The 22,391-nt window shown below is 65.0% G+C and carries 19 protein-coding genes and 1 pseudogene; 6 read left to right on the top strand and 14 right to left on the bottom strand.

The genetic code is table 11. The features are described from left to right. Window positions 1–29: 29 nt before the first annotated feature. The 4 genes from phnE (ACPPVR_RS05460) to phnC form a co-directional block, all read right to left on the bottom strand. A complete protein-coding gene (gene phnE, locus ACPPVR_RS05460) occupies window positions 30–875 on the bottom strand; it encodes a phosphonate ABC transporter, permease protein PhnE (protein ID WP_426613235.1) in 846 nt (281 codons plus the stop codon). Then, window positions 872–1,756 carry a phosphonate ABC transporter, permease protein PhnE gene (phnE, locus tag ACPPVR_RS05455; protein WP_426613234.1) on the bottom strand — a complete coding sequence of 295 codons (885 nt, stop codon included), beginning with the start codon at window positions 1,754–1,756 and terminating at the stop codon, window positions 872–874. The genes phnE (ACPPVR_RS05460) and phnE (ACPPVR_RS05455) overlap by 4 nt, the downstream gene beginning before the upstream one ends. A gap of 76 nt (window positions 1,757–1,832) precedes the next feature. Next, on the bottom strand, window positions 1,833–2,768 hold the full coding sequence (phnD, locus tag ACPPVR_RS05450; protein WP_426613233.1) for a phosphonate ABC transporter substrate-binding protein: 936 nt from the start codon (window positions 2,766–2,768) through the stop codon (window positions 1,833–1,835). A gap of 57 nt (window positions 2,769–2,825) precedes the next feature. Beyond that, window positions 2,826–3,635 carry a phosphonate ABC transporter ATP-binding protein gene (gene phnC / locus ACPPVR_RS05445; RefSeq protein WP_426613232.1) on the bottom strand — a complete coding sequence of 270 codons (810 nt, stop codon included), beginning with the start codon at window positions 3,633–3,635 and terminating at the stop codon, window positions 2,826–2,828. A gap of 174 nt (window positions 3,636–3,809) precedes the next feature. Between phnC and ACPPVR_RS05440 the strand changes: the two genes are divergently transcribed. From ACPPVR_RS05440 to ACPPVR_RS05430, 3 genes are read left to right on the top strand one after another with little or no spacing between them, the layout of a single operon-like run. Further along, window positions 3,810–4,469 (top strand): chloramphenicol acetyltransferase, encoded by a 660-nt coding sequence (locus ACPPVR_RS05440; protein WP_426613231.1) that lies wholly within the window; start codon window positions 3,810–3,812, stop codon window positions 4,467–4,469. After that, on the top strand, window positions 4,466–5,659 hold the full coding sequence (locus tag ACPPVR_RS05435) for an alpha-D-ribose 1-methylphosphonate 5-triphosphate diphosphatase (protein ID WP_426613230.1): 1,194 nt from the start codon (window positions 4,466–4,468) through the stop codon (window positions 5,657–5,659). Before ACPPVR_RS05440 ends, ACPPVR_RS05435 begins: the two co-directional genes overlap by 4 nt. Window positions 5,660–5,677: 18 nt before the next feature. Further along, window positions 5,678–6,376, top strand: a complete 699-nt coding sequence (locus ACPPVR_RS05430; RefSeq protein WP_426613229.1) for a DUF1045 domain-containing protein — start codon at window positions 5,678–5,680, stop codon at window positions 6,374–6,376. Window positions 6,377–6,487: 111 nt separating this feature from the next. Here the strand turns inward: ACPPVR_RS05430 and ACPPVR_RS05425 are convergent, their stop codons facing one another. From ACPPVR_RS05425 to ACPPVR_RS05405, 5 genes are all read right to left on the bottom strand, one after another. Then, a complete protein-coding gene (locus ACPPVR_RS05425) occupies window positions 6,488–7,429 on the bottom strand; it encodes a dihydrodipicolinate synthase family protein (protein ID WP_426613228.1) in 942 nt (313 codons plus the stop codon). 122 nt (window positions 7,430–7,551) lie between these two features. Continuing rightward, window positions 7,552–9,633, bottom strand: coding sequence for a methyl-accepting chemotaxis protein (locus ACPPVR_RS05420; protein ID WP_426613227.1), 2,082 nt, complete (start codon window positions 9,631–9,633; stop codon window positions 7,552–7,554). A 124-nt stretch (window positions 9,634–9,757) separates the two neighbouring features. Further along, window positions 9,758–10,528 (bottom strand): enoyl-CoA hydratase, encoded by a 771-nt coding sequence (locus ACPPVR_RS05415; protein WP_426613226.1) that lies wholly within the window; start codon window positions 10,526–10,528, stop codon window positions 9,758–9,760. A gap of 12 nt (window positions 10,529–10,540) precedes the next feature. Further along, on the bottom strand, window positions 10,541–11,014 hold the full coding sequence (locus ACPPVR_RS05410; RefSeq protein ID WP_426613225.1) for a MarR family winged helix-turn-helix transcriptional regulator: 474 nt from the start codon (window positions 11,012–11,014) through the stop codon (window positions 10,541–10,543). Between the two features lie 45 nt (window positions 11,015–11,059). Next, window positions 11,060–11,668: a TetR/AcrR family transcriptional regulator gene (locus tag ACPPVR_RS05405; RefSeq protein ID WP_426613224.1), complete on the bottom strand. Its 609-nt coding sequence runs from the start codon at window positions 11,666–11,668 to the stop codon at window positions 11,060–11,062. Window positions 11,669–11,809: 141 nt separating this feature from the next. Here ACPPVR_RS05405 and ACPPVR_RS05400 point away from each other — a divergent pair, with 141 nt between their 5' ends. Continuing rightward, entirely contained in the window at window positions 11,810–13,057 is a 1,248-nt protein-coding gene (locus ACPPVR_RS05400; protein ID WP_426613223.1) for an HlyD family secretion protein, read from the top strand. Continuing rightward, window positions 13,005–14,618: an MDR family MFS transporter gene (locus tag ACPPVR_RS05395; RefSeq protein ID WP_426613222.1), complete on the top strand. Its 1,614-nt coding sequence runs from the start codon at window positions 13,005–13,007 to the stop codon at window positions 14,616–14,618. The genes ACPPVR_RS05400 and ACPPVR_RS05395 overlap by 53 nt, the downstream gene beginning before the upstream one ends. 144 nt (window positions 14,619–14,762) lie before the next feature. On the opposite strand, the gene ACPPVR_RS05390 is transcribed toward ACPPVR_RS05395, so the two are convergent. From ACPPVR_RS05390 to serA, 4 genes are all read right to left on the bottom strand, one after another. Next, window positions 14,763–16,421, bottom strand: coding sequence for a tannase/feruloyl esterase family alpha/beta hydrolase (locus ACPPVR_RS05390; protein ID WP_426613221.1), 1,659 nt, complete (start codon window positions 16,419–16,421; stop codon window positions 14,763–14,765). Between the two features lie 98 nt (window positions 16,422–16,519). Next, a complete protein-coding gene (locus ACPPVR_RS05385) occupies window positions 16,520–17,974 on the bottom strand; it encodes a GntP family permease (protein WP_426613220.1) in 1,455 nt (484 codons plus the stop codon). Window positions 17,975–17,977: 3 nt separating this feature from the next. Continuing rightward, window positions 17,978–18,997: a patatin-like phospholipase family protein gene (locus ACPPVR_RS05380; protein WP_426613219.1), complete on the bottom strand. Its 1,020-nt coding sequence runs from the start codon at window positions 18,995–18,997 to the stop codon at window positions 17,978–17,980. Window positions 18,998–19,107: 110 nt separating this feature from the next. Beyond that, window positions 19,108–20,352, bottom strand: coding sequence for a phosphoglycerate dehydrogenase (gene serA / locus ACPPVR_RS05375; protein ID WP_426613218.1), 1,245 nt, complete (start codon window positions 20,350–20,352; stop codon window positions 19,108–19,110). Window positions 20,353–20,662: 310 nt separating this feature from the next. Here serA and ACPPVR_RS05370 point away from each other — a divergent pair. Continuing rightward, window positions 20,663–20,821: pseudogene (locus tag ACPPVR_RS05370) on the top strand (D,D-heptose 1,7-bisphosphate phosphatase); the annotation flags it as partial. Window positions 20,822–20,964: 143 nt separating this feature from the next. Here ACPPVR_RS05370 and ACPPVR_RS05365 read toward each other — a convergent pair. Then, a complete protein-coding gene (locus tag ACPPVR_RS05365; RefSeq protein WP_426613217.1) occupies window positions 20,965–22,197 on the bottom strand; it encodes a rhodanese-like domain-containing protein in 1,233 nt (410 codons plus the stop codon). Window positions 22,198–22,391: the final 194 nt, after the last annotated feature.

The raw sequence follows: 22,391 nt of genomic DNA, 5'->3' as shown, positions 1-22,391 counted from the left end.
CGCCCCGTTCTTACGGGGAGAGGCCAAGACTAAGCCACAGCCCGCCGCCCGATGATGGCGAAACGCAGCTTGCTCGATACGAAATCGATCGCGGCGACGGTGACCAAGATCATCAGAATCAGGAACGACACCTTCTGCCATTCCAGCACGCGGATCTGCTCGGCGAGCTGGAGGCCGATGCCGCCGGCACCGACGATGCCGATGATGGTGGCCGAACGGGTGTTGGATTCGATGAAATAGAGCACCTGGCCGGCGATCACGGGCAGCACCTGCGGCAGCAGGCCGAAGCGGATCTCGTGCAGGGCGCTGCCGCCGGAGGCGCGGATGCCCTCGACCTGCTTCTGGTCGGCGCCTTCGATCGCCTCGGAGAACAGCTTGCCGAAGGCGCCGAAATCCGACACGGCGATCGCGAGCACACCGGCGAACGGGCCGAGTCCGACCACATTGATCCACACCAGCGCCCAGATCAGCGTGTCGACGCCGCGGATCGAGTCGAGGAAGCGGCGGACCGGGAAGCGCAGGATGTTCGGCACGACATTGCGCGCGGCGAGAAGGCTGACCGGCAGCGCGAATATTGCGGCCAGGGTCGTGCCGAGCAGCGCGATCGACAGCGTCTCGCCGAGCGCCTTGAGATAAATCGGCAGCGACGAGCCGGGATCCGGCGGGATCATCATCATGCTGATCCAGCCAAGCTGGCTCAGGCCGGCGACGAAACGCGATGGCGAGAAATCGAGATCGACGAGTCCGTAAATGAAAATGCCAAGCGCCGCGACGATCATTGCCGGGGTCGCAAGCCGCGCCGAGGCTGGGCGGTTGAACACATCCGGATAGCGCGCGCGGATTTGCGCGGTGTCGACCTGCTGCGGCTTCGTCACGTCCGCGCCTCCTTGCCGAACAGTCGGCCGCGCAGCCAGCCGGTCGAGATGTCGATGATGAAGACGGTGACGATGATCATGAGCAGGATGGCGCTGACGTCCGAATAGTAGAATTTGCGGATAGCGACGACGAGCTCCTGGCCGATGCCGCCGGCACCGACAAAGCCCATGACGGAAGCTTCGCGGACATTGACCTCGAACCGGAGCAGCGCGTAGCTGGCGTAACCTGCGGTGACCTGCGGCAGGATCGCGAAACGCATGCAGGAGAGCCAGCTCGCGCCGGTCGAGCGGATGCCTTCGACCGGCTTCATGTCGGCATTCTCGACAATCTCCGAAAACAACTTGCCGAGCGCGCCGGTGGAGTGGATTGCAATCGCGAGCACACCAGCCATCGGACCCAGCCCGAATGCGATCACGAAGATCAGCGCGAAGACGATGCCGGGGACGGTGCGGGCGAATTCGAGCAAGCGCCGCACCACGAAGCGCAGCCAGGGTGAGGGCGAGGTGTTTTCAGCGGCAAGGAAGTTCAGGGCGAAAGCGAAAGTGGCGCCGATCAATGTGCCGACATAGCTGATCAGCAGCGTCTCACCCAGCATCTTCAGCCATTTGCGCCAGCCCCACAGCCACTCGCCGACATCGGTCCAAACCCGCTGGCCGCTGTCGAGTGTGAGGATGCGATCGAAATAGCTGACGAAATTGCCGAAATGGGCGAACAGGGTGCGCAGGTTCACTTCCGCGCCGATCGCGGCGAGCAACAGTGCTGCTGCGAAGATCACGACTCCCAGCAGGAGTCGGAGCCGCCTGCGCGCGACCGCCTGGCGATAGGCGGCGTTGAGCACGGCGAGCTGCTGCTGGGGGAGGATCGAAACCGCAACGGTCATCTGGTCAGGAAAGGTGGTCGATCAAAGAGAAAGAGCCGGGTCCATCGACCCGGCTCCAGTGGCGTCGTCCCGAGACTCAGGACGCCTTCTTCTTGCGCAATGCATCGACGAACTTGATCAGCTCGATCGTGCCATCCCAGTCCTTGGTGGTGGCGGGATGAAAACCCTTCTTCTGGCCGTCCTGAAGGCGATCGAAGGCCGCCTTATCCTTGGCCGGCGCGTCGAAGAACGCTTTCGCGATCGCCGCCTTGGCCTCTTCCGGCAGGTCGGAGTTGTAGGCGTAGGGGCCGTTGATGATCGGCGCCGACTTGTGGATGATGCGGAAATCATCCTTCTTCATCGCCGAGCCGTCGGCATTCTTCAGCATGCCCTTGGTCAGCATCTGCGCCAGAGTGGAATCATCATCGCTGGTCCACTGATTGGCCGCAACGTCGACCGTGCCCTGCGCCAGCGCCAGGATCGCGTTCTCATGGCTGCCGGTGAAGACGACCTTGCTGAAATAGGTGTCGGCGTCCGGAACGCCCATCTTGTCGAGCTCAAAGCGCGGCACGTTGTTGCCGGAGGTCGAATTCGGGTCGACGAGGCCAAGGTTCTTGCCCTTGAGCTGATCGACGCTCTTGTAGGGGCTGCTCGCCTTGACGAAGAACACCGAGTAGTAGCCGGTCGAGCCGTCGGCGTTGATGTCGTTGGCGAAGGCGTCGGTCTTGACGCCGGTCAGGCGGGCGCGCGCGAACGACGCCGAGCCATAGCTCGCGATGTGGATGTTGCCGGCACGCTGGCCTTCGATCACAGCAGCGTAGTCGTTGGCGATGCGCAGCGTGACCTTCACGCCCAATTCCTTGGAGAGATAGCTCATGAACGGCGCCCAGCGCTCGGTAACGCCCGAGGCGTTTTCTGCCGGAATGACCGCAAAGGTCAGCTCGGGATATTTGGCTTTCCAGTCGTCGGCGGAGGCGGAAGTCGTGAACGCAAGCGCGGCGGCGCCGGCAAGGACTAGTCTGCGAGTGATCATGATACTCTCTTCATCGGTTGGGGTCGGTTGACGCGAAACTGAAGATACTGACGCGGCTTAAGCGGCCGCGGCGGTTCCGAGCGCCGGGACGCCCTCAGGCGCCGGCGCATGCGAGCCACCCATGACATCGGTGGCTTCGAGATCGTAGAGCTCACGCGCGACGAGATCGGTCAGCGCGGACGGCGCGCCGTCGAACACCACGCGGCCTGCCGACATGCCGATCAGGCGGTCGCAATAGCTGCGCGCCAGATCGAGCGAATGCAAATTGCAGAGCACGGTGATGCCGAAATGCTTGTTGATACGCAGCAGCGCATCCATGACGATCTTGGTGTTGCGCGGATCGAGCGAGGCGATCGGCTCGTCGGCAAGGATGATGTCGGGCTGCTGGACCAGCGCGCGGGCAATCGCAACGCGCTGCTGCTGGCCGCCGGAGAGCTGATCAGCACGCTGGGCGGCAAGCGAGGCGATGTCGAATTGTTCGAGCGCCGACATCGCCAGCGCCTTGTCCTGCTCGGGCCAGGTCTGCGACAGCGACCGCCAGGCCGGCATCTTTGCAAGGCGTCCCATCAGGACATTGGTGAGCACGTCGAGCCGCCCGACCAGGTTGAACTGCTGGAAGATCATCGCCGAGCGCGCGCGCCACTGCCGCAGCTCCTTGCCGCGCAGCGCGGTGACATCGATGCCGTCGAACAGGATTCGGCCCTGTGTTGGCGTCGCGAGCCGGTTGATGGTCCGCAACAAAGTCGATTTGCCGGCGCCGGAACGCCCGATCACGCCGACGAAGCCGCCGGGGGCAATTTGAAACGAAGCGTCGTCGACCGCGGCTTTTGCGCCAAAGCGGCACGTCAGACCTTCAACCACCAGCATGTAGGGCTCCAGAGTAGCTCGGACCCACCGCTAACGCTGGCGCTTGACACTTGTGTGACACACCCGCTGCGGTGCGGCGATCCAACACACCTCGTCCCCTGTCATCACGGCGTCATAACATTGTCATCAAGCCACTCGAAGAGGTACGCCCGTTCTCGAGCTTTCGGATGCAACATGGCCGCCAAGGTGCTTTCGGTCCAACCGACCATCGATCCTTCGGCAAAGCTGCATGAGACCAGGCTTGGCGTCTATACCGAGGTCGGCGCGCGCACGATCCTGCATGACGTCGCGATGGGCGATTACTCCTACGTCGTGAACGACGCCCAGATCACCTACACGACCATCGGAAAATTCTGCTCGATCGCGGCGATGACGCGGATCAATCCCGGCAATCATCCGATGCACCGCGCGACGCAGGCGCATTTCACCTACCGCTCCAGCGCCTACTTCGAGGGTGAGAGCGACGACGCCGAGTTTTTCGACTGGCGGCGCCAGCACCATGTCCATATCGGCCATGATGTCTGGATCGGCCATGGCGCGGTCGTGCTGCCCGGCCGCAACATCGGCACCGGTGCGGTGATTGCGGCCGGCGCCATCGTCACCAAGGACGTGCCGGCCTACACCATCGTCGCCGGCAATCCAGCGCGCATCGTGCGCCGCAGATTTTCGGAAGACGTCGCCGGGCGGCTTGCCAGGTTCGCCTGGTGGGAGTGGGATCACGACAAATTGCGTGAAGCGCTGCCCGATTTTCGCAAGCTCGGGATTGAAGATTTCCTCTCCACGTATGAAGCACGCACGAGTTCCACAGCCAGCAAACGAAGCGCGGTCGCGTGACAGACATTCTGCTTGAGGGCGGCCGAGCCCTGATCGGCTCCGAGTTCATCGAGACGTCACTCAGCGTGTCCGGAACGGACATTGCGCAGATCGGTGCCTCTCGCAGCAGCGCGCGGCTGGCGATCGATGCGCGCAATCTGCTGGTCCTGCCGGGCATCGTCGATCTGCACGGCGATGCCTTCGAGCGGCAGATGATGCCGCGCGCCGGCGTCGACTTTCCGATCGACGTCGCGCTCGCCGACACCGACCGCCAGGTCATCAGCAACGGCGTCACTACGGTGTTCCACGCCACGACCTGGTCGTGGGAGCCGGGCCTGCGCAGCGGCGACAATGCGCGGCGCCTGCTCGAGGCGATCGAACGGCAGCGCCCGCAATTTTCCGCCGACACCCGTTTCCATCTGCGGCATGAGACCTACAATCTCGATGCCGAGGACGAGATCAGCCAGTGGCTGGCGGAAGGCCGCGTCGACCTGTTCGCCTTCAACGACCATATGGACGGGGTCGTTGCCGACATCTCCAATCCGCGCAAGCGCAACCGCATGGTGGAGCGCACCGGGCTGTCGAGCGAGGATTTTGACAGGCTGGTCGCGCACATCGTTTCGCGCGCCGCCGACGTTCCGGCAGCGATCACCCGGCTCGCTGCTGCGGCCCGTGCGGCCGGGGTGCGGATGCTCTCGCATGACGATGCGACGCCGGCGATGCGCCGGGGTTTTCGCAGCCTCGGCGTGACCCTCGCCGAGTTTCCGATCAACGAGGAGACCGCGCGAGAAGCCGCAAGCAGCGGCGATGCCATTGTCTACGGCGCGCCGAACGTGCTTCGCGGCGGCAGCCACACCGGCTGGACCAAAGCGTCCGACATGATCGCCAAGGGACTGTGCTCGGTGCTGGCGTCGGACTATTACTATCCCGCGCCTCTGCTGGCCGCGTTCCGCCTCGCCGCCGACGGCGTGCTGCCGCTGACGGAGGCCTGGAAGCTGGTCTCCTCGGCACCGGCGCAAGCGACCGGACTGACCGATCGCGGCACGCTCGCCGCAGGACGCCGGGCTGACATTCTGCTCGTCGACGGCGCCGTGCCGCTACGGCCACGGCTCGTCGCGGTGATCGCCGCCGGAAAGCTCGTGCATCTCAGCGATGCGACGCGACTGCTCAGCGCGGCGCCGGCGGCGCGCGAGTCTGTTGTCGCGGCATAGATCGGTTATGCTGAAGCAATGACAGGTTTTCCCCGCTACGCGATCTATTTCGCCGCCGCCGCCGACAGTGCACTATCGCACTTCGGCGCCGAATTTCTCGGCTACGACGCCCACACCGGCCTCGAGCTGCCGTTCCCGGACGAGGCGCTGCGCACGGCGCCGGACTGGCGCGACGTCAGCGCCGATCCCCGCAAATACGGCTATCACGCCACGCTCAAGGCGCCGATGGCCTTGGCGCCCGGCAAGACCGAAGCCGAGCTTATGGCGGCCTGCGCGACATTCGCCGGCAAGGCGCGGGCAATTCCGCTGATCCGCCCGGTAGTCGATTCCATCAGCGGCTTCATCGCCGTCATTCCGGCCGAGCCGGTCGGCGAACTGCAGCAACTCGCCGCTGATTGCGTCCGTGATTTCGATTCGTTCCGTCCGATCCTGACGGCGGAAGACCGCGCGCGTCGAAAGCCCGAGAAACTCAGCGAGCGGCAGCACGACTATCTCGATCGCTGGGGATATCCGTACGTGATGGAGGAATTCCGCTTCCACATGACACTGACGGGCCGGCTGGACGCGGAACGGCGCGGGCCGATTCTGGAGATGCTGCGGGCGCGGTTTGCTGCGTTGAAGCTCGATACGCTCGCGATCGACCGCATCGCGCTGTTCAAGCAGGATGATGCGAAGGCAAGATTCCGCATCGTGGGCGAGTGGGCGTTGGCGAGGTAAGCCTCAACAAACTCCGTCATTGCGAGCGAAGCGAAGCAATCCAGGCTGCCTCCGCGGAAGCAGCCTGGATTGCTTCGTCGCAAGGGCTCCTCGCAATGACGGGGGAGAGACCTATTTCCCCCACCGCAACGCCAGCGCATCGCGCTCCTTGGCCAGCTCCAATAGCCCCGCCCGCGTGGCCGGGTGCAGCGGCTGCAACGGGTGCCGCACCGCATCCGACTTGATCACACCGCCGGCCTGCATCATGACCTTGCAGGCGATCAGGCCGCATTGGCGGTTCTCGTAATTGATCAGCGGCAGCCAGCGCTCGTAGGCGGCCTTCGCCTCCCCGCGCTTGCCTGCGAAATAGGGATCGATGATCTGGCGAATGCCGTCGGGATAGCCGCCGCCGGTCATCGCGCCGGTGGCGCCGGCATCGAGATCCGCCAGCAGCGTGATCGCTTCCTCACCATCCCACGGTCCCTCGATGTCCTTGCCGCCGGCCTCGATCAAGCTCCTGAGTTTTGAAGCAGCGCCTGCTACCTCGATCTTGAAATAGCGGATGTTGGAGAATTCGCGCGCAAGCCGCGCCAACAGATCGACCGACAACGGCGTGCCCGCGACCGGCGCATCCTGGATCATAATCGGGATGTTGATCGCGCCCGAGAGCACCTTGAAGAATTCGACAACGCCCTTCTCCGGCACCCGGAAGGTCGCGCCATGATAGGGCGGCATGACCATCACCATGGCGGCGCCCGCCGCCTCGGCCTGCTGGCTGCGCGCCGCGCACGCGGCCGAGCTGAAATGGGTGGTGGTAACGATGACGGGCACGCGGCCCGCGACGTGCTCCAGCACCGCATGCATCACGGTCTCGCGCTCGGCATCTGTCAGCACGAACTGTTCGGAGAAGTTGGCGAGGATGCAGAGGCCGTGCGAGCCGGCGTCGATCATGAAATCGATGCAGCGACGCTGTCCGTCGAGATCGAGCTCGCCGCGCTCGTCGAAGATGGTGGGCGCGACCGGGAATACGCCGCGATAGGGGCGCTGGGCCTTGTTGTGAGGCGTAACCGGCATCGGACTCTCCATCCCTGATCTACTCTTATGACTACGGCGCGTAGCACAGCGTCATAGATGTAGCCGCCGCGCGGACCGGCGGCAATGCCGATCGCGCGACGTCGGGATGGAGGCTATCGAAGCTACGCGGTCTTCACCGCGCCGAGGAAGCCTTCGACCGCGACGCGAAGACGATCGGCATCGGCCGACATCTTCTTCACGGACTGGGACAGGACGTAGCCGGCGTTGCCGGTCTCCTGGTTGAGCTTGGCGACGCTGCCGATGGTGTCGGTGACCTCGCGCGTGCCTTGGGCTGCCTGCTGGAAGTTGCGCGAAATCTCCGTGGTAGCCGCGCGCTGCTGCTCGACGGCGGCCGCAATCGCCGTCATCTTCTCGTCGATGCCGCTGATCGAGCCGCCGATGGAGCGGATGGCGGCGACCGCCTGGCCCGTCGCACCCTGGATCTCCGCGACCTGGCGCGAGATTTCTTCCGTCGCGGTTGCGGTTTGCGCCGCGAGGCTCTTGACCTCACCGGCAACCACCGCGAAGCCGCGGCCCGCTTCACCCGCACGCGCCGCTTCGATGGTCGCGTTCAAAGCCAGCAGGTTGGTCTGGCCTGCGATGGCGTTGATCATCTTCACGACCTCGCCAATGCGGCTCGCGGTCTGGTCGAGGATCTCGACCGTGGCGTTGGTCTGCGTGGCCTGCGAAACAGCTTCGCGAGCCTCGCGCGCGCTGGACTGCACCTGTGCGGAGATTTCGCCGACCGACGCCGAGAGTTCTTCGGTCGCGGCCGCGATGGTTTCGAGATTGTTGGTGGCCTGCTCGGCCGCGTTGGAGACCGCCGTGGTCTGGCTGCTCGATTCCGCCACAAGCGAGCGCACGTCGGTCGCGGTTGCATCGAGCTCCTTGGCCGACGCGGCAACGCTATGGATGACCGCCTGCACGGTGTCGTCGAAACTGCGGCACGCGTCATCTACGCTGCCGGACCGGGCAAGCTGGAGCGCCTGCTGCGATTCGCGCTCCTGGCCCAACCGCTCAGCGGTCGCGGCACTCTCGCGCAGGCTTTCGAGCGCGGCGGCCATGGTGCCGAACTCGTCGGGATATCTCGATTGCGGGACGTGCGTCGCATAGTCGCGGGCGCCGATCCGCGCGATGGCGTCGAGGATAGCGCGCACCGGGCGCATCAGGCGATTGCGCACCACGTACACGCCGGCCAGCGTCACGGCGAGCGCGATCAGGAATGCGAGCGATTGCACGACGAGATTAGTGAGGGCCTTGGCCTGAATGGTCTCGGCACGCGCGATCGACTGGTCCAGCGCCTTGGTCGCAACCGCGACGATGAAGGGGAACGGCGACTGGCACAGCGTGTTCCATTCCGAGGCGGGCATCGCGGGCTTGCCGCTGCCGTCGAGATTCTTGGTGATTTCGCCGATCTGCTTGAGAACGCCTTCGGTCTTGGCGCGCGCTTCCTTCGCGGCAGTGACCATTTCCCCGGTCACATCGGGCGCAGCCAGCAGTTCGTCCATGCCGGACCAGCCAGCGGCGATCCCGCCGTTCCAGCCGCCTAACGTCTGCTTCTGGGTCTCGTCGAGCGGCTTGCTCGCATTGATGTTTGGACGCAGCGTCGAGCACTGGCTGCCATAGCGGTCGCGGACCTGCCAGGCGAGGCGACGGACCTGGATCATGCGTGCGATGAAGGGATCGTTCATCCATGCGCGGTTCGACACCGCGGTCGAAGCGAGGTTCGCCGTGTCGATCGCCTTGGTGACGGCGTCGTACCACGAGGCGGTACGTTCCATCTTGCGCTCGGCGCGCGGATGCCTGGCCTCGTCGTAGAACTGCTGGAACTGCGGCGCGGCCTCGCTCCAGCGCTGCTTCAGCGTGCTCGCAAGTTCGTCGCGTCGGGCAAAGTCGACGCCGACGATCGCGGCGCCGATGCCTTCATAGGCGGCCTGCTCAGCCTTCTCCGCCGCTTCGAGCTTTGCCCGCGGGTCGTCGTCGCCGAGCAGCGCGCTTTGGGCGTCGCCGCGATTGTTGCGCAGGGACAGCACGCCGTGGAAGATCGCCTTGTCGGCTGCGGCAAGCCGCGCCGTCTCGATACTGTCAGTATAGCGACCGAAGGCCCCGACCATCTGGATGGCCGTGCTGGCCAGCGCACCAGCCGCCAGCAAGGCCATCAACACCAGGAGAAGCGAACTTACCGATTTCTTAAACATTGCCATGAGTCACAAGGTTTACACTTCAAGAGTGGCCACCTTGCTCAGCGACATGCCAATGTTTCGTTAAGGTTTTAATCGAATTGGCGAGAGTTCCCGATTTGCCGAACCTTTGGGCGGGCCGCGATCGTCACGAAACTTTCGTGAAATCCGGCGGGCGGCGCTCGGCAAACGCGGTGAACGCTTCGCGCGCTTCCGCGGTGCGCAGGCGCTGCGCGAACTGCTCGCCTTCCGCCTGCATCTGCGTGACCAGAGCTTCGCCATTGCGCATCAGCCGCTTGGTCGCGGTGAGCGCGCCGGCTGGCTGGCGGGCGAGCCGCCGCGCGAGTGCGAGCGCCTCGGCGTCGAGCTTGTCGAGCGGCACGACCCTGTTGGCCAGCCCCCATTCCAGCGCGGCCTTGGCCGGCACCGTCTCACCGAGCGCGAACATCTCATACGCGCGGGCATAGCCGATGCGCGCCGGCATCAGCAGGCTCGAAGCAGCTTCGGGCACCAACGCGAGACTGACGAAGGGTGTCGACAATTGCGCGTTGTCGGCGAGCACGACGAGGTCGCAATGCAAGAGCATCGTGGTACCGACGCCGACGGCGCGGCCCTGCACGGCCGCGACCAACGGTCGCGTGCAGCGCGCCAGCGACTGGATGAAGCGGACGACGTTGCGGCTGCCTTCCGACTTGCCCGACGCGACGGCCGCGAACTCGCCGACGTCGTTGCCGGCGGTGAACATGTCGCCCTCGCCGCGGATCAGGATGACGCGAGCCGACGGATCGCGCTCGGCGGATTCGATGGCGTCGGCGAGCTTGCCGTACATCGCATCCGTCAGCGCGTTCTTCTTGTCTGGGCGCGCCAGTGTGAGGATGAGAATTCCGCTGTTGTTCTCGATCCGGACATGCTCGGTCATTGGTCGCTCCTCTTATTCCTCTGGATCTCTTGTGGGGTCTCTTGTGGAGTCTCTTGGAAACTTGTCCTGAATGCTCATCAGCCAGCGCGCGACGATGTCGATCTCCGCGCTGGTAAATCCGTCCGTCAGCACAGCGTTGATCTCGCCAGCCGACGCTTTCGCCTGCGCCAGCGCGCCCCGCCCCTTCGGCGTCAGCCAGACCCGCCAGGCGCGCCCGTCCTCGCGATCGGCCCGCCGCTCGACCAGTCTGGCCGCCGCGGTGCGATCGACAAGGCCGGAAATGCCGGCCGGACCAAGATCGAGCGCAGCGCCCGCCTCGCCCATCAGGGCACCGTCCTGCTTGCCGAGGATGAACAACAGTCCGGCCTGCGCCGGCGTCACCTCGCTCTCGGGCTGCGCCGCCATCCAGCGCCGCAACCGCCGCTGCGCGACGCTCAACAGGTAGATCAGCCGATGGTGTTTGGCCGCGGCCTCATTATTTCGCATGCGAAATATATAGTTGAGGCGGAGAGGATTGTCAAAGGGCGGCCGCTAGGGCGCTCGCGGGCGGCAGCCGTCGAGGAAGATGGCTGCGCACGTGCGCGCACGCCGCTCGATGTCCTTGCACGTCGGCAGCGGCTTGCCGCCATAGATCGCCGCGCGCTGCGGGGCCGATGCGACCATGCCAATCAACATGCCGGCGGCCTCATCGACGTCGTCGATCGTGATGAGCTTCTTCTTCACCTGGGCGCGCAGCCAGCCGGCGAGTGCAATGGCGGTGCGGGAAATGCCGTTCTTGTAGAAGTTCGCGGCGAGATCGGGGAACGCTGCCGATTCCTGCAGCACCATGCGCTGTAACGCCACGACCTCCGGATCGAGCGCGAGATCGGCGCATGCGAGCAGCGCGGCGCCCATGCCCGTTTCGATGTCGACTGCGTCGTTTGCCTGGAGATTGACGTCGGAGAGCAGCCGCTCGAGCCGATCCGCGCACATCGCCTCGAACAGCGCGGCCTTGCCCGGAAACAGCCGATAGAGCGTCTTGGTGGAGATGCCGGCGCGGCGCGCGAGTTCTTCCGTGCTGGTCGCGGCATAACCGTCGACGGCAAAAGCGTGCCGCGCGGCCTCGAAGACGATTCTCTTCGTCTCCTCATCGCTGCGCACTGGCGGCCGTCCGCGCGGGCGGCATTCCGGTGAGGTTTTTTCCTGAGCCATGTCTTTAAATGATGCCTGTCATTCCATTGACAGTCCTAAAGCTAGTCCTATTTTGGAAATTATCAAGTTTCCTAAATAGGGAGCCGGCCCATGACCGTCCATACCGCCCCGACCGCCACCGCCCAGACCGCCGTTCCCGCCAGCGCCCCCGCGGGCGTTCTGCCCGTCCCGCCGACCGCGGTTCGGCAGGAAAAGCTCAATCTTCGCAAGCTATTGCTAGCAGGTGCGGCTGCTGTCGTACTGGCCGGCGCGAGCTGGTATGGCTACGATTACTGGACCGTCGGCCAATACCTCGTCTCCACCGACGACGCCTATGTGAAGGCGGACAACACCACGATCGCGCCCAAGGTCAGCGGCTACCTCGATCGCGTCCTGGTCGCCGATAACGAGCATGTGAAGGCCGGCCAAGTGCTCGCCCGGATCGACGATCGCGACTTCAGGGTCGCGCTCGACCAGGCCCGCGCTGATGTTCAGGCCGCCAGCGCCACCATCTCCAGCAAGGAAGCACAGCTCGACGTGCAGCAGGCGGTGATCAAGGCCGCGCGCGCCACGCTCGATGTCGACCAGGCCAACCTCACCTTCGCTGCACAGGACAACAAGCGTTACACCGATCTCGCCGCCAGCGGCTCCGGCAGTGTGCAGAACGCGCAGCAGGCGCAATCGCGCATTGCATCGGCGCAAGCGACGCTCGAGCGCGACACCGCCAATCTCGCTTCCGCCCTGAAACAGATCGATCTGCTCAAGGCCGAGATCGTGCAAGCCAAGGCGGCCGCAGCACGCGCGGAAGCCGTCCAGCACCAGGCCGAACTGAACCTCGGATACACCAGCGTGGTCTCGCCGATCGACGGGGGGGTCGGCAACCGCTCCTTGCGCGTCGGCCAGTTCGTGCAGGCGGGCACGCAGTTGATGTCGATCGTGCCGGCCGAGGGCGCCTATGTCGTCGCCAATTTCAAGGAGACGCAGCTCACCCACGTAAAATCCGGCCAAGCCGTCGAGATCGAAATCGACATGTTCCCGGGCCAAATCGTGCACGGCCACGTCGATTCCATCGCACCGGCCAGCGGCCAGGAGTTCGCGCTTCTGCCACCCGACAATGCCACCGGCAACTTCACCAAGGTGGTGCAGCGTATCCCCGTCAAGATCGCGCTCGATGCCGAGCATGGACCGGCAATTGCGCTGCGGCCCGGCATGTCCGTGATTCCGACCATCGCAACACGTTCGACCGCGCCGAGTGCGAACGCCGCGGCCGCGCCTAACGCAAAGCTCGTTTCCGGAGGGTCGTGCCATGTCAAACAGCCTCTCAATTTCGACGCCCGCAATACCGGCCGCGACGTCTGATCGCACCGTCGCCGATCCCAACCGCGCGAGTGTAGCGACCTGGATCGCCGTGCTCGCCGCCATGATCGGCTCGTTCATGGCGATCCTGAACATCCAGATCACCAATGCCTCGCTGCTCAACATCGAGGGCGGCATCGGCACCGGCGCCGACAACGGCTCCTGGATCTCGACGTCGTATCTGATCGGCGAGATCATCGTGATCCCGCTGACTGATTATCTCAGCCGCGTGTTCTCGTTCCGCCGTTACATGCTGACGAGCGCGGTGCTGTTCGCGGCCTTCTCGGTCGCCTGCGCCTTCACACATGACCTGCCGTCGATGATCGCGATGCGCGGCTTGCAAGGCTTTGCCGGCGGCGTGCTGATCCCGATGGCGTTCACGCTGGTCTTGACCAAGCTGCCGAAGCCGCAGCAGCCGGTGGGTCTTGCGATCTTCGCGCTGTCCGTCACCTTCGCACCGGCGATCGGCCCGACCATCGGTGGCTATTTCACGGAGAACTACGGCTGGCGCACCATCTTCTTCGTCAACGTGGTCCCGACCGCGGTGATGGTGACCGCGCTCTATCTGACGCTGGAGAAGCAGAAGATGCAGCTCAGCCTTCTGAAGGAAGGCGACTGGGCCGGCATCTTCACCATGGCGATCGGGTTGTCGGCGCTGCAAGCCGTGCTCGAGGAAGGCAACAAGGACGACTGGTTCTCCTCGCCCTTCATCATCAAGCTGGCGGTGATCGCTGTTGTCAGCCTCACGCTGTTCGTCACGATCGAGCTGACGATCGAGAAGCCGCTGATCCGGCTGCGCCTGCTGACACAACGCAATTTCGGCTTCGGGACCATCGCGATGACCATGGTCGGCTTCGCGCTGTTCGGTTCGGTCTACATGCTGCCCGCCTATCTCGGCCAGGCGCAAGGCTACAATGCCGAGCAGATCGGCAATGTGCTGGCCTGGACCGGCCTGCCCCAGCTCGTGCTGATCCCGCTGATCCCGAAACTGATGCGGCGCTTCGACACGCGCTACATCGCGATCACCGGGCTTTTGATCTTCGCCTATAGCTGCTTCATGAACACGGCGATGTCGCCGGACTATGCCGGCGACCAGCTCTGGATCCCGAACATCGTGCGTGCGGTCGGCCAGGCCATGGTGCTCACGCCGCTCACTTCAGTGCTCACGGGCGGCATCGCGCCGCAGGATGCCGCCGCGGCCTCCGGCATCAGCAACATGTTCCGCAACCTCGGCGGCGCGATCGGCACGGCAACGCTCGCGACCATCATCACCAAGCGCGAGCAGTTTCACTCCAATATCATCGGCCAGTCGGTCACGCTCGGCCGCGAAGAAGTCCGCACCCGCATCGCGCAGATGACGGATTACTTCATGGCCCACGGCGTGCCCGACCCCAACGCGGCGCGCGAGCAGGCGATCATCGCGCTCGGCAAAACGGTCAAGCGCCAGGCTCTGGTGATGGGCTATTCCGACACGTTTGCCGTGATTGGCGTGGTGCTGGTGCTCGCCGCGATCGCAGTGCTGCTGACGCGGCGGGTGAAGGCGGCGGGCGGCCCGGCGCACTAACAAGATGCCGTCAAGCCTGGGCTTGTCCCAGGCATTCACGTTCTTTGTGCACTGTGGCAAGGCGTGGATGGCCGGGACAAGCCCGGCCATGACGTTGTGGAGACACTGCCGCAAGCGGGGCGACGTGAAAGCCCCAGAGGCTCGTTACGGCGCGCAGGTAAAACTCGACGCCTCGGCCACCGGACCCGCCTTGTAATGCGGCCAGCTCGGCCAGCGGCACAGCGGCATTGCGCGCGTGACCGCAAACGAAGGCGCCTCGACCTTCTGCTCGGTGACCTCCAGGTCGCCGGGCGCCTTGCCGTTCTCGACCCAATCGACCAGCGCGCTCAGCATGTCGACATTGGCGGGTGCGCCGGAGCCGACATGATCGACGCCGGGTGCGGTGTAGAGCCGCGCGAATTCACCCGTCTCCGTCTTGCCGAGCTTGCGCTCGACGCTCTCGAAATAGCGGATGCCAGCATAGGGGCTCTGCGCGTAGTCGGCCATGTGCTCGAGCATGATCAGCCGGCCGCCACGGGCGCGGAAGCGGCTGAGATCGGGATCGGTCGAATCCATCAGGCCCGAGACTTCGAGCAGCCGCGCCTTGTGCTCCTCCACCTTGTAGGTGGTGACGTCGAGCTTGGGATCGCGCGCGAATACGTATTGAATGCCACCGGCGCCGTAGATCCAGGCGATGCCGTTATTGGGCGCGGGCGGCTGCGCCGGCGGCGCGGTGCCGAGCCACCACGCCATCCAGCCGCCGGTCGGCCCGATCGCGGGGGTGTCCTCACCCGACACGCCCCAGCCCGGATAATCGTCGAGACCATTGGCGAGCGGGAACGGGAATTTGTAGGTCGCATGCAGCGTGTCGACCGCCTTGATCTGCGCTTCGTTAAGACACTGATCACCGCTTTGACCGGCTGCACAGCGCAGCGTCTCCACCTTGAACGCAGCCTTGCAGGCGACGGGATCCTGTACCAGCGCGTCGTCCGAGCCGTCGGCCTTGTCGCAAGCGGCCCGCACGGCGTCGCCGACGAGCTTCACCTGAGTGGGATTGATCCAACCGTCGCCCATGGTGGCAAGGCCCGAGCGGGTGCCGGCATGCTGGAGGCCGACCCAGTTGATGACGGGCACACGCGCAAGGATGCCGTCGAAATCATCGGGATAGCGCTGCGCCATGGTCAGGCCTTCGCGGCCGCCTTCGGACGAGCCCATGAAGTACATCTTCTCTGGCTTCTTGCCATAGGCGCGCTCCATCAGCGTCACGGCGGTGTCGCGCACCTTCTTGTAGGCACGATGGGCAAAGTTCTCGAACGCTTCGTCGTTGAGCGCGAATAGCTGCGGCGGCTCGCCCGGCTTCGATTCGTGGCCGGAATCGGTACCGTAGGTGACGAAACCGCGCGCCAGCGGCGACGGCTTGTCGAAGGGATAGGCCGGCGGCAGCGCGAGGCCGGTGATCAACACGCCATTAAAGCCGCCGCCGCCATATTGCACCGAGCGCCCATTCCACTCGACAGGAAGATTGACCTGGAATTTGATCGGCGGCGCCTTGGGATCGGCAGGATCGATATGGCCGAGCACCTTGCAGAAACCGGGATTGGCCGGCGTGACACGCCCCGAGGGCGTCGGTCCGCGTTCGGCAACAGTGAGCGTGGACGGCGCCTGCAATGTCGCGGAATCGATCTTGATCACATCCGCACCACTGACGAGGCTCTTGCAGACCGCGTCGGCATCCTCCGCCAGCGTAGCCGCCGACGCGGCACTTGCGGCGAGCGCCGCCACCGAGCTCACAAGCAACGCACAAAGCTTCGCTCTCTTCGTCATCGTTTCCACCCGGCTTTCTCGATTTTGTTGCGTTCGACGGTTGGCCGCATTCAATGCAACCTTCGCCCTGCCGTCAATCGCTCACACCGTCATTCCGTTCAGAACGATCCCAGCGCGCTGCCCAGGGCGATCACGACCACCAGCGCCACGAGCGACGTCACGATGCCGACCATCACGATGTCAAGATAGCTGTCGCGATGGGTCAGGCCGCAGATCGCGAGCAGACTGACCACCGCGCCATTGTGGGGCAGGATGTCCAGCGTCCCCGAGCCGATCACCGCCACGCGGTGCATCAGCGCGAGGTCGATGCCGGTGCGCGCGGCAAGCTCCACATAGGTCTGGCCGAGCGCGTCGAGCGCGATGGTCAGGCCGCCGGAGGCCGAGCCAGTCAGCGCCGCCAGGATGTTGGTCGCGACCGCAAGAGAGACCAACGGGCCCCCTTCGATCGCGAGCACCCATTCGCGCACGAGTGCAAAGGCCGGCAGCGATGCGACGACCGCACCGAATCCGACGAGGCTGGCGACGCTGAACGCTGGCAGCACCGACGCATTGGCACCGGCGTCCATGGTCTGCCGCAACGCCGGCAGGCGGGCCCAGTTCAGCGCAATCGCCGTGACGATCGCCGCGGTCAAGGCAACTGCGACCGACCAGACGCCCGCGACGGCCGCGAGCGACGTCTCCCCGAAGCGCTGCTCGGCGAGATAGCTGACATCGAGCCTCGGCAGCACCACGAGCGACATCACGAGGTTGACCGCCACGACCACGATCAGCGGCAGGACAGCGTTCAGCACCGGCGACGGCTGGTCACTGCGATGGCCATGCTGCATTTCCGCCGGATCGAACTCCCGTGCCGTCGTCGCGCGCTCGCGCACGAGCTCATCGGCGGCGGCGCGTTCGGTCGCCTCCTCGACGTCCTCGCCATAACCCTCGCCGGCGCGGCGCGCCGCGGCTTCGGCGCGACGCAGCCACCACAACCCCGTACCGAGCATGATCAGGGAGGCGATGATACCGAGACCCGGCGCGGCAAAGGGCGTCGTGCCAAAGAATGGCATCGGGATCGCGTTCTGGATCGACGGCGTGCCAGGCAAAGCCGACATCGTGAAGGTCGACGTCCCCAGCACGATCGCAGCCGGAATCAGCCGGCGTGGAATCGCAGCCGCGCGAAACAGCGAGCGGGCCATCGGAGCGATGACGAAGAACGCGACGAACAGGCTGACGCCGCCATAGGTGACCAGCGCACCGGCCAGCACGACCGACAGGATCACGCGGCGCTCGCCGAGACACTTCGCCATGAAGGCGGCAACCGACGTCACGGCGCCGCTGTCGTCCATCAGCTTGCCGAAGACGGCACCGAGCAGGAATATCGGGAAGAACTGCGCCAAAAATCCCGCCGCGTTCACCATGAACACCTGGGTGAGGTTCGCCAGCAGCGGTTCACCGCCGAACAGCGCGGCCACGAGCGCGGCGACCGGCGCGAGCAAAAGCACGCTCCAGCCGCGAAACGCAAACAGCACCAGCAGGCCGAGCCCGACGAAGAGGCCGAGAAGACCCATGCCTCAGCACTCCGACAGCAGGACATCGAGATCGGCGGTCGATTGCCGGCCGATATCCGCGCCGTGCTCGGCGAGGAACGTCTCAGCCGCCTGACGCCCTTCGGCGCGCAGCATCGAAACGAATTCCCATTCCGCGTTGAGTTTTGACGAGGCGCCGAACTTCGCCAGCATGTCGCTCTTGACGCGGTGGGTCCGCATCTGGGCCCAGCGCGCGCCCTCGCCGCTGCCGGGGTCCGCGGCTTGGCGCAGCAGCGCGATCATGCGCAGCTCCTTCATCAGCGGCGAGTTGAAGGAGATCTCGTTGAGCCGGTTGAGGATCTCCGCTGCCGTCCGCGGCTCCTCGAGCGTTTCAGTCGGATTGATCTGCACCAGGATCGTATCGTGCGCGTCGCTCTCGCGGATCAGCGGTGTGATGGTCGGGTTGCCGGCATAGCCGCCATCCCAATAGGGCTCGCCGTCGATTTCGACCGCGCGGAACATGGTCGGCAGGCAGGCCGACGCCAGCAGCACGTCAGCCGTGATCTCGGCGTTGCGGAATATCCGTCCGCGCCCCGTGCGCACGCGCGTCGCGGTGATGAACAATTTTATCGGCGAGCTCGCGAGCCGCTCGAAATCGATGCTCTCGGCCAGCACCTTGCTGAGTGGATTATAACCGGTCGGATTGAGATCGTAGGGCGACAACACCCGCGACATCAGATCGGTAAGGATGTAGAAGGGCGACGTATCGAGCGTCCAGCGGCCCATCAACCGGTCGAGCGGCGAGCGCTGGAGCGGGCTGAAGGCGGCAGCCTTCGAGACGCGGCGCCAGTATTGTTCGAGCGCGTCACGAGCGCCTTCGGCTCCGCCAGCCGTCCAGCCATCGGCCAGCACAGCCGCATTCATCGCGCCTGCGGAGGTTCCGGAGATCGCGACGATGGTGAGCCACTTTTCTTCCAGCAGGCGGTCGAGCACACCCCAGGTAAAGGCGCCGTGCGAACCGCCCCCTTGAAGCGCGAGATCGATCAGTACGGCGTCCCGTTCCATGGCAGCACCCACGCAACTGAAGCTCAAATTCGACATGATTTGTGACACGCCGAAGATCGCAGCAGTTTAGAGAGTCATCGCCATGCATTGCAACCGGAACGTGGGGAGATCTAGTGCTCGAATACCAGCCTTGCACCCACCGTGCCTTCGAGGCCACGGATCTGCGCAAGCAGCGCAGCTGAATCCTGGCCGCCGAGATCGGCGTCGAGCACGACGTAGCCGAGGTCGCCGGCGGTCTCCAGATATTGCGCGACAATGTTGATGTCGCGCTGGAGGAACACCTCGTTCAATCGCCGCAGCATGCCCGGCACGTTGCGATGGACATGGCTGAAGCGCGCACCGGCGGGGCGCAGATGCAACTGCACCTCCGGGAAATTCACCGCGCCCGTGGTCGAGCCAGTGATGAAATAGTCGACCAGCTTGCGCGCCACCTCGCCGCCGATGCGCTCCTGCGCCTCCTCGGTCGAGCCGCCGATATGCGGGGTGAGGATGACGTTGCCGAGACCCTGTATCGGGCTCTTGAAGCGATCCGCGTTCGAGGAAGGCTCCACCGGAAACACATCGATCGCGGCGCCCGCGATGTGCCCATCGCGCAAACAGCCTGCAAGGGCATCGAGATCGACGACGGTGCCGCGGCTGTTGTTGATCAGGAGAGAGCCGGGCTTCATCGCCCGCAGTTCCTTCTCGCCGATCATGCCGGCGGTCTCCGGCGTCTCCGGCACGTGCAGGCTGACGATGTCGCTCTGCGCCAAGAGCTCTTCGAGCTTCTCGACCGGCTCGGTGTTGCCGTGGCGGAGCTTGTCGGTGCGATCGTAATAGATCACGCGCATGCCCATGGCTTCGGCCAGCGTCGAGAGCTGCGAGCCGATATTGCCATAGCCGATGATGCCCAGCGTGCGGCCGCGCACCTCGCGGCTGCCGGTCGCGGACTTGTCCCAGCCGCCGTCATGGGCCGACACCGAGCGCGGAAAGATCTGCCGCAGCAGCATCACGATCTCGCCGATCACGAGCTCGGCGACGCTGCGGGTGTTGGAGAACGGCGCGTTGAACACGGGAATGCCACGCTTGCGCGCCGCCAAGAGGTCGACCTGGTTGGTGCCGACGCTGAAGCAGCCGACCGCAAGTAGCCCATCGGCGGCTTCCAGCACGTCGTCGGTGATCTGGGTGCGGGACCGGATGCCGAGCAGCGACACGCCCTTGAGCGCCTGCCGCAGCGCCTCGCCATCCAGCGCCTTGGTCAGGCGCTCGACATTGGTGAAGCCCGCGCTCTTGAACAGATCGACGGCGCTGTCATTGACGCCTTCGAGCAGCAGCGCCTTCGCGCTCCGCTCAGGGCTTTGGCCTGGGGCTGGCATAGAATCTCCATGGATGGCGGCTTTGCCGCAGCTCATAAACCGCGGACAAGGCGCAGCACAATAGGGTTTGGATATGGGGATATGATGGCGCCGGCGCGAGAGGGCCTGGCTGCTCCCTTCGATGTCGTCCTGGCGAAGGCCAGGACCCGTTACCCCAGGGAAGAGTTGTGGCGCGAGCTCGTAATCGCGAGCCTTCGCCAAGCGCAATCCTGTGGTACTGGGTCCTGGATCAGCGCTCGCTCCGCTCGCTTGTCCAGGACGACGTGCAGAGGCAAACAAAGCTGACTGAATCAGCGGACGTCGCCCCATGCGCCCTGCCATCTTCTTCGACTGCGACGGCGTGCTGAACGAGGAGCCGGGCGGCCATGGCGTGCTGGGGCCGGACGACGTCCGGCTGATCCCAGGCGCGGGTGAGGCTGTGCGGGCGGCACGGGAGGCCGGCTATCTCGCGATCATCGTCACCAACCGCGCCCTCGGCGGGATCCTGGGGGACCCAGTATCCCTGGGAAGAACGCAAAACCGATTCGGGCTAAAATCGACCATCCTTCGTGCGGCATGGCAAGGCCCCGCCCGACCGCTCCGTACAACTCCGGTGGACCAACGCCGCCGTCCTCAAATCACATAAAACCCGTGCGTGCCGTCGCGGCGGAGCTGGTCGACGAGGCCGTATTCCCAGTCCAGATAGGCCTGCATCGCGCGCTCGTCGACGTTGGTGCCTTCATAGGGACGGCGGTAACGGTGAGCGGGATCGGGCTTCGGCACCACAAGCGGCGGGCCAACCTCAAGCGCACCATCATAGCCGCCCTCAACCACATAGACCTCCCAGCCCATCTGCGCGAGCCAGGATGCCGTCATGTCGGCGCGCACACCCTTGTCGTCGGTCAGGATAATGCGCGCGCCGCGCACCGGCGCGGCCATGTCGGTCTCCTGGACCAGCTGGCCGCCGGGATAGTGACGGAAGCCCGCAAGATGACCTGCCGCATATTCCTCTGCATCGCGCACGTCGAAGCGATAGAGCGTGTGATCGGTTCGCACCACAAGCGCCGCCATTTCGCTCGCGCCGATGTGGCGAACGCCGGCACGATAGGCGACGTCGCGGGCGTTGGCCGGGCCGCCGTCGAACGGCCCCAGCGCGCCGCGCCGGTCGGCACCGTGATCGAGCGTATGCCGCGCCAGTGTCCAGCCGATGGTACCGTTGCGCAGCGCCCGCACCTTGTTGGGCACACCGGCATTGATCAGCGACTGGGTGCCGATGATCGAGCGGGTGCGGCCGGCGCAATTGACAATGATGGTGGTGTCGGGATCGGGCGCCGCGCGGCCGGCCCGCAGCACCAGCTCCGCACCGGGCACACTGACCGAGCCCGGAATGTTCATAGTGGCATATTCATCAAAGCGGCGGACGTCGAGGATGGCGATGTTGGCCTTGTCCGCGATCAGCTTGGCGACCTCGTCAGCGCTGAGCGAAGGCGTGTGACGGCGCTCCTCGACCATCTCCCCGAACGCCTTTGAATAGGAATTGACGTCCTCGAATATCTGGTAGCCCGCCGTGCGCCAGGCTTTCAGCCCGCCATCGAGCACGCGGACATTGCCGTAGCCGAGCGCGGCAAGGCGTTCGGCGCCGGTGGCGACCAGTCCCTCGCCATCATCATAGAGCACGGCCGGCACGTCCTTGCGCGGCAGCCTCAGCTCGGCCTCGATCGCGATCCTGTCCACGGCCATGTTGGCCGCGAACAGAGGATGGCCGGTGGCGAAGGCCGCTTCGTGCCTGAGATCGAGCAGCGCGATCTCCTCGCGCATCAGCAGCGCGCGGCGGATATCGGCGGGGGTAACGGTCGGAAGCTTCATGGCATGAACCTGGACAGAGACAGGCCATGGCTTTTGAACGATTGCGGCGGCCTTGGCTAGCCACTGCGTCGCATGCCGGCCTCAGCCCGCCGCCGCCACCTGCTTCTCGATAATGCTGGCGACCCGCACCGGGGTCTCCAGCATGGAATAGTGGCCGGCATCGTCGATGCTTTCGAACGTCACGCGGGGATAGG

The sequence above is a fragment of the Bradyrhizobium sp. McL0616 genome, from assembly GCF_049993385.1.
Classification (GTDB): Bacteria; Pseudomonadota; Alphaproteobacteria; order Rhizobiales; family Xanthobacteraceae; genus Bradyrhizobium.
This window is presented reverse-complemented; position numbering and strand designations above follow the sequence as displayed.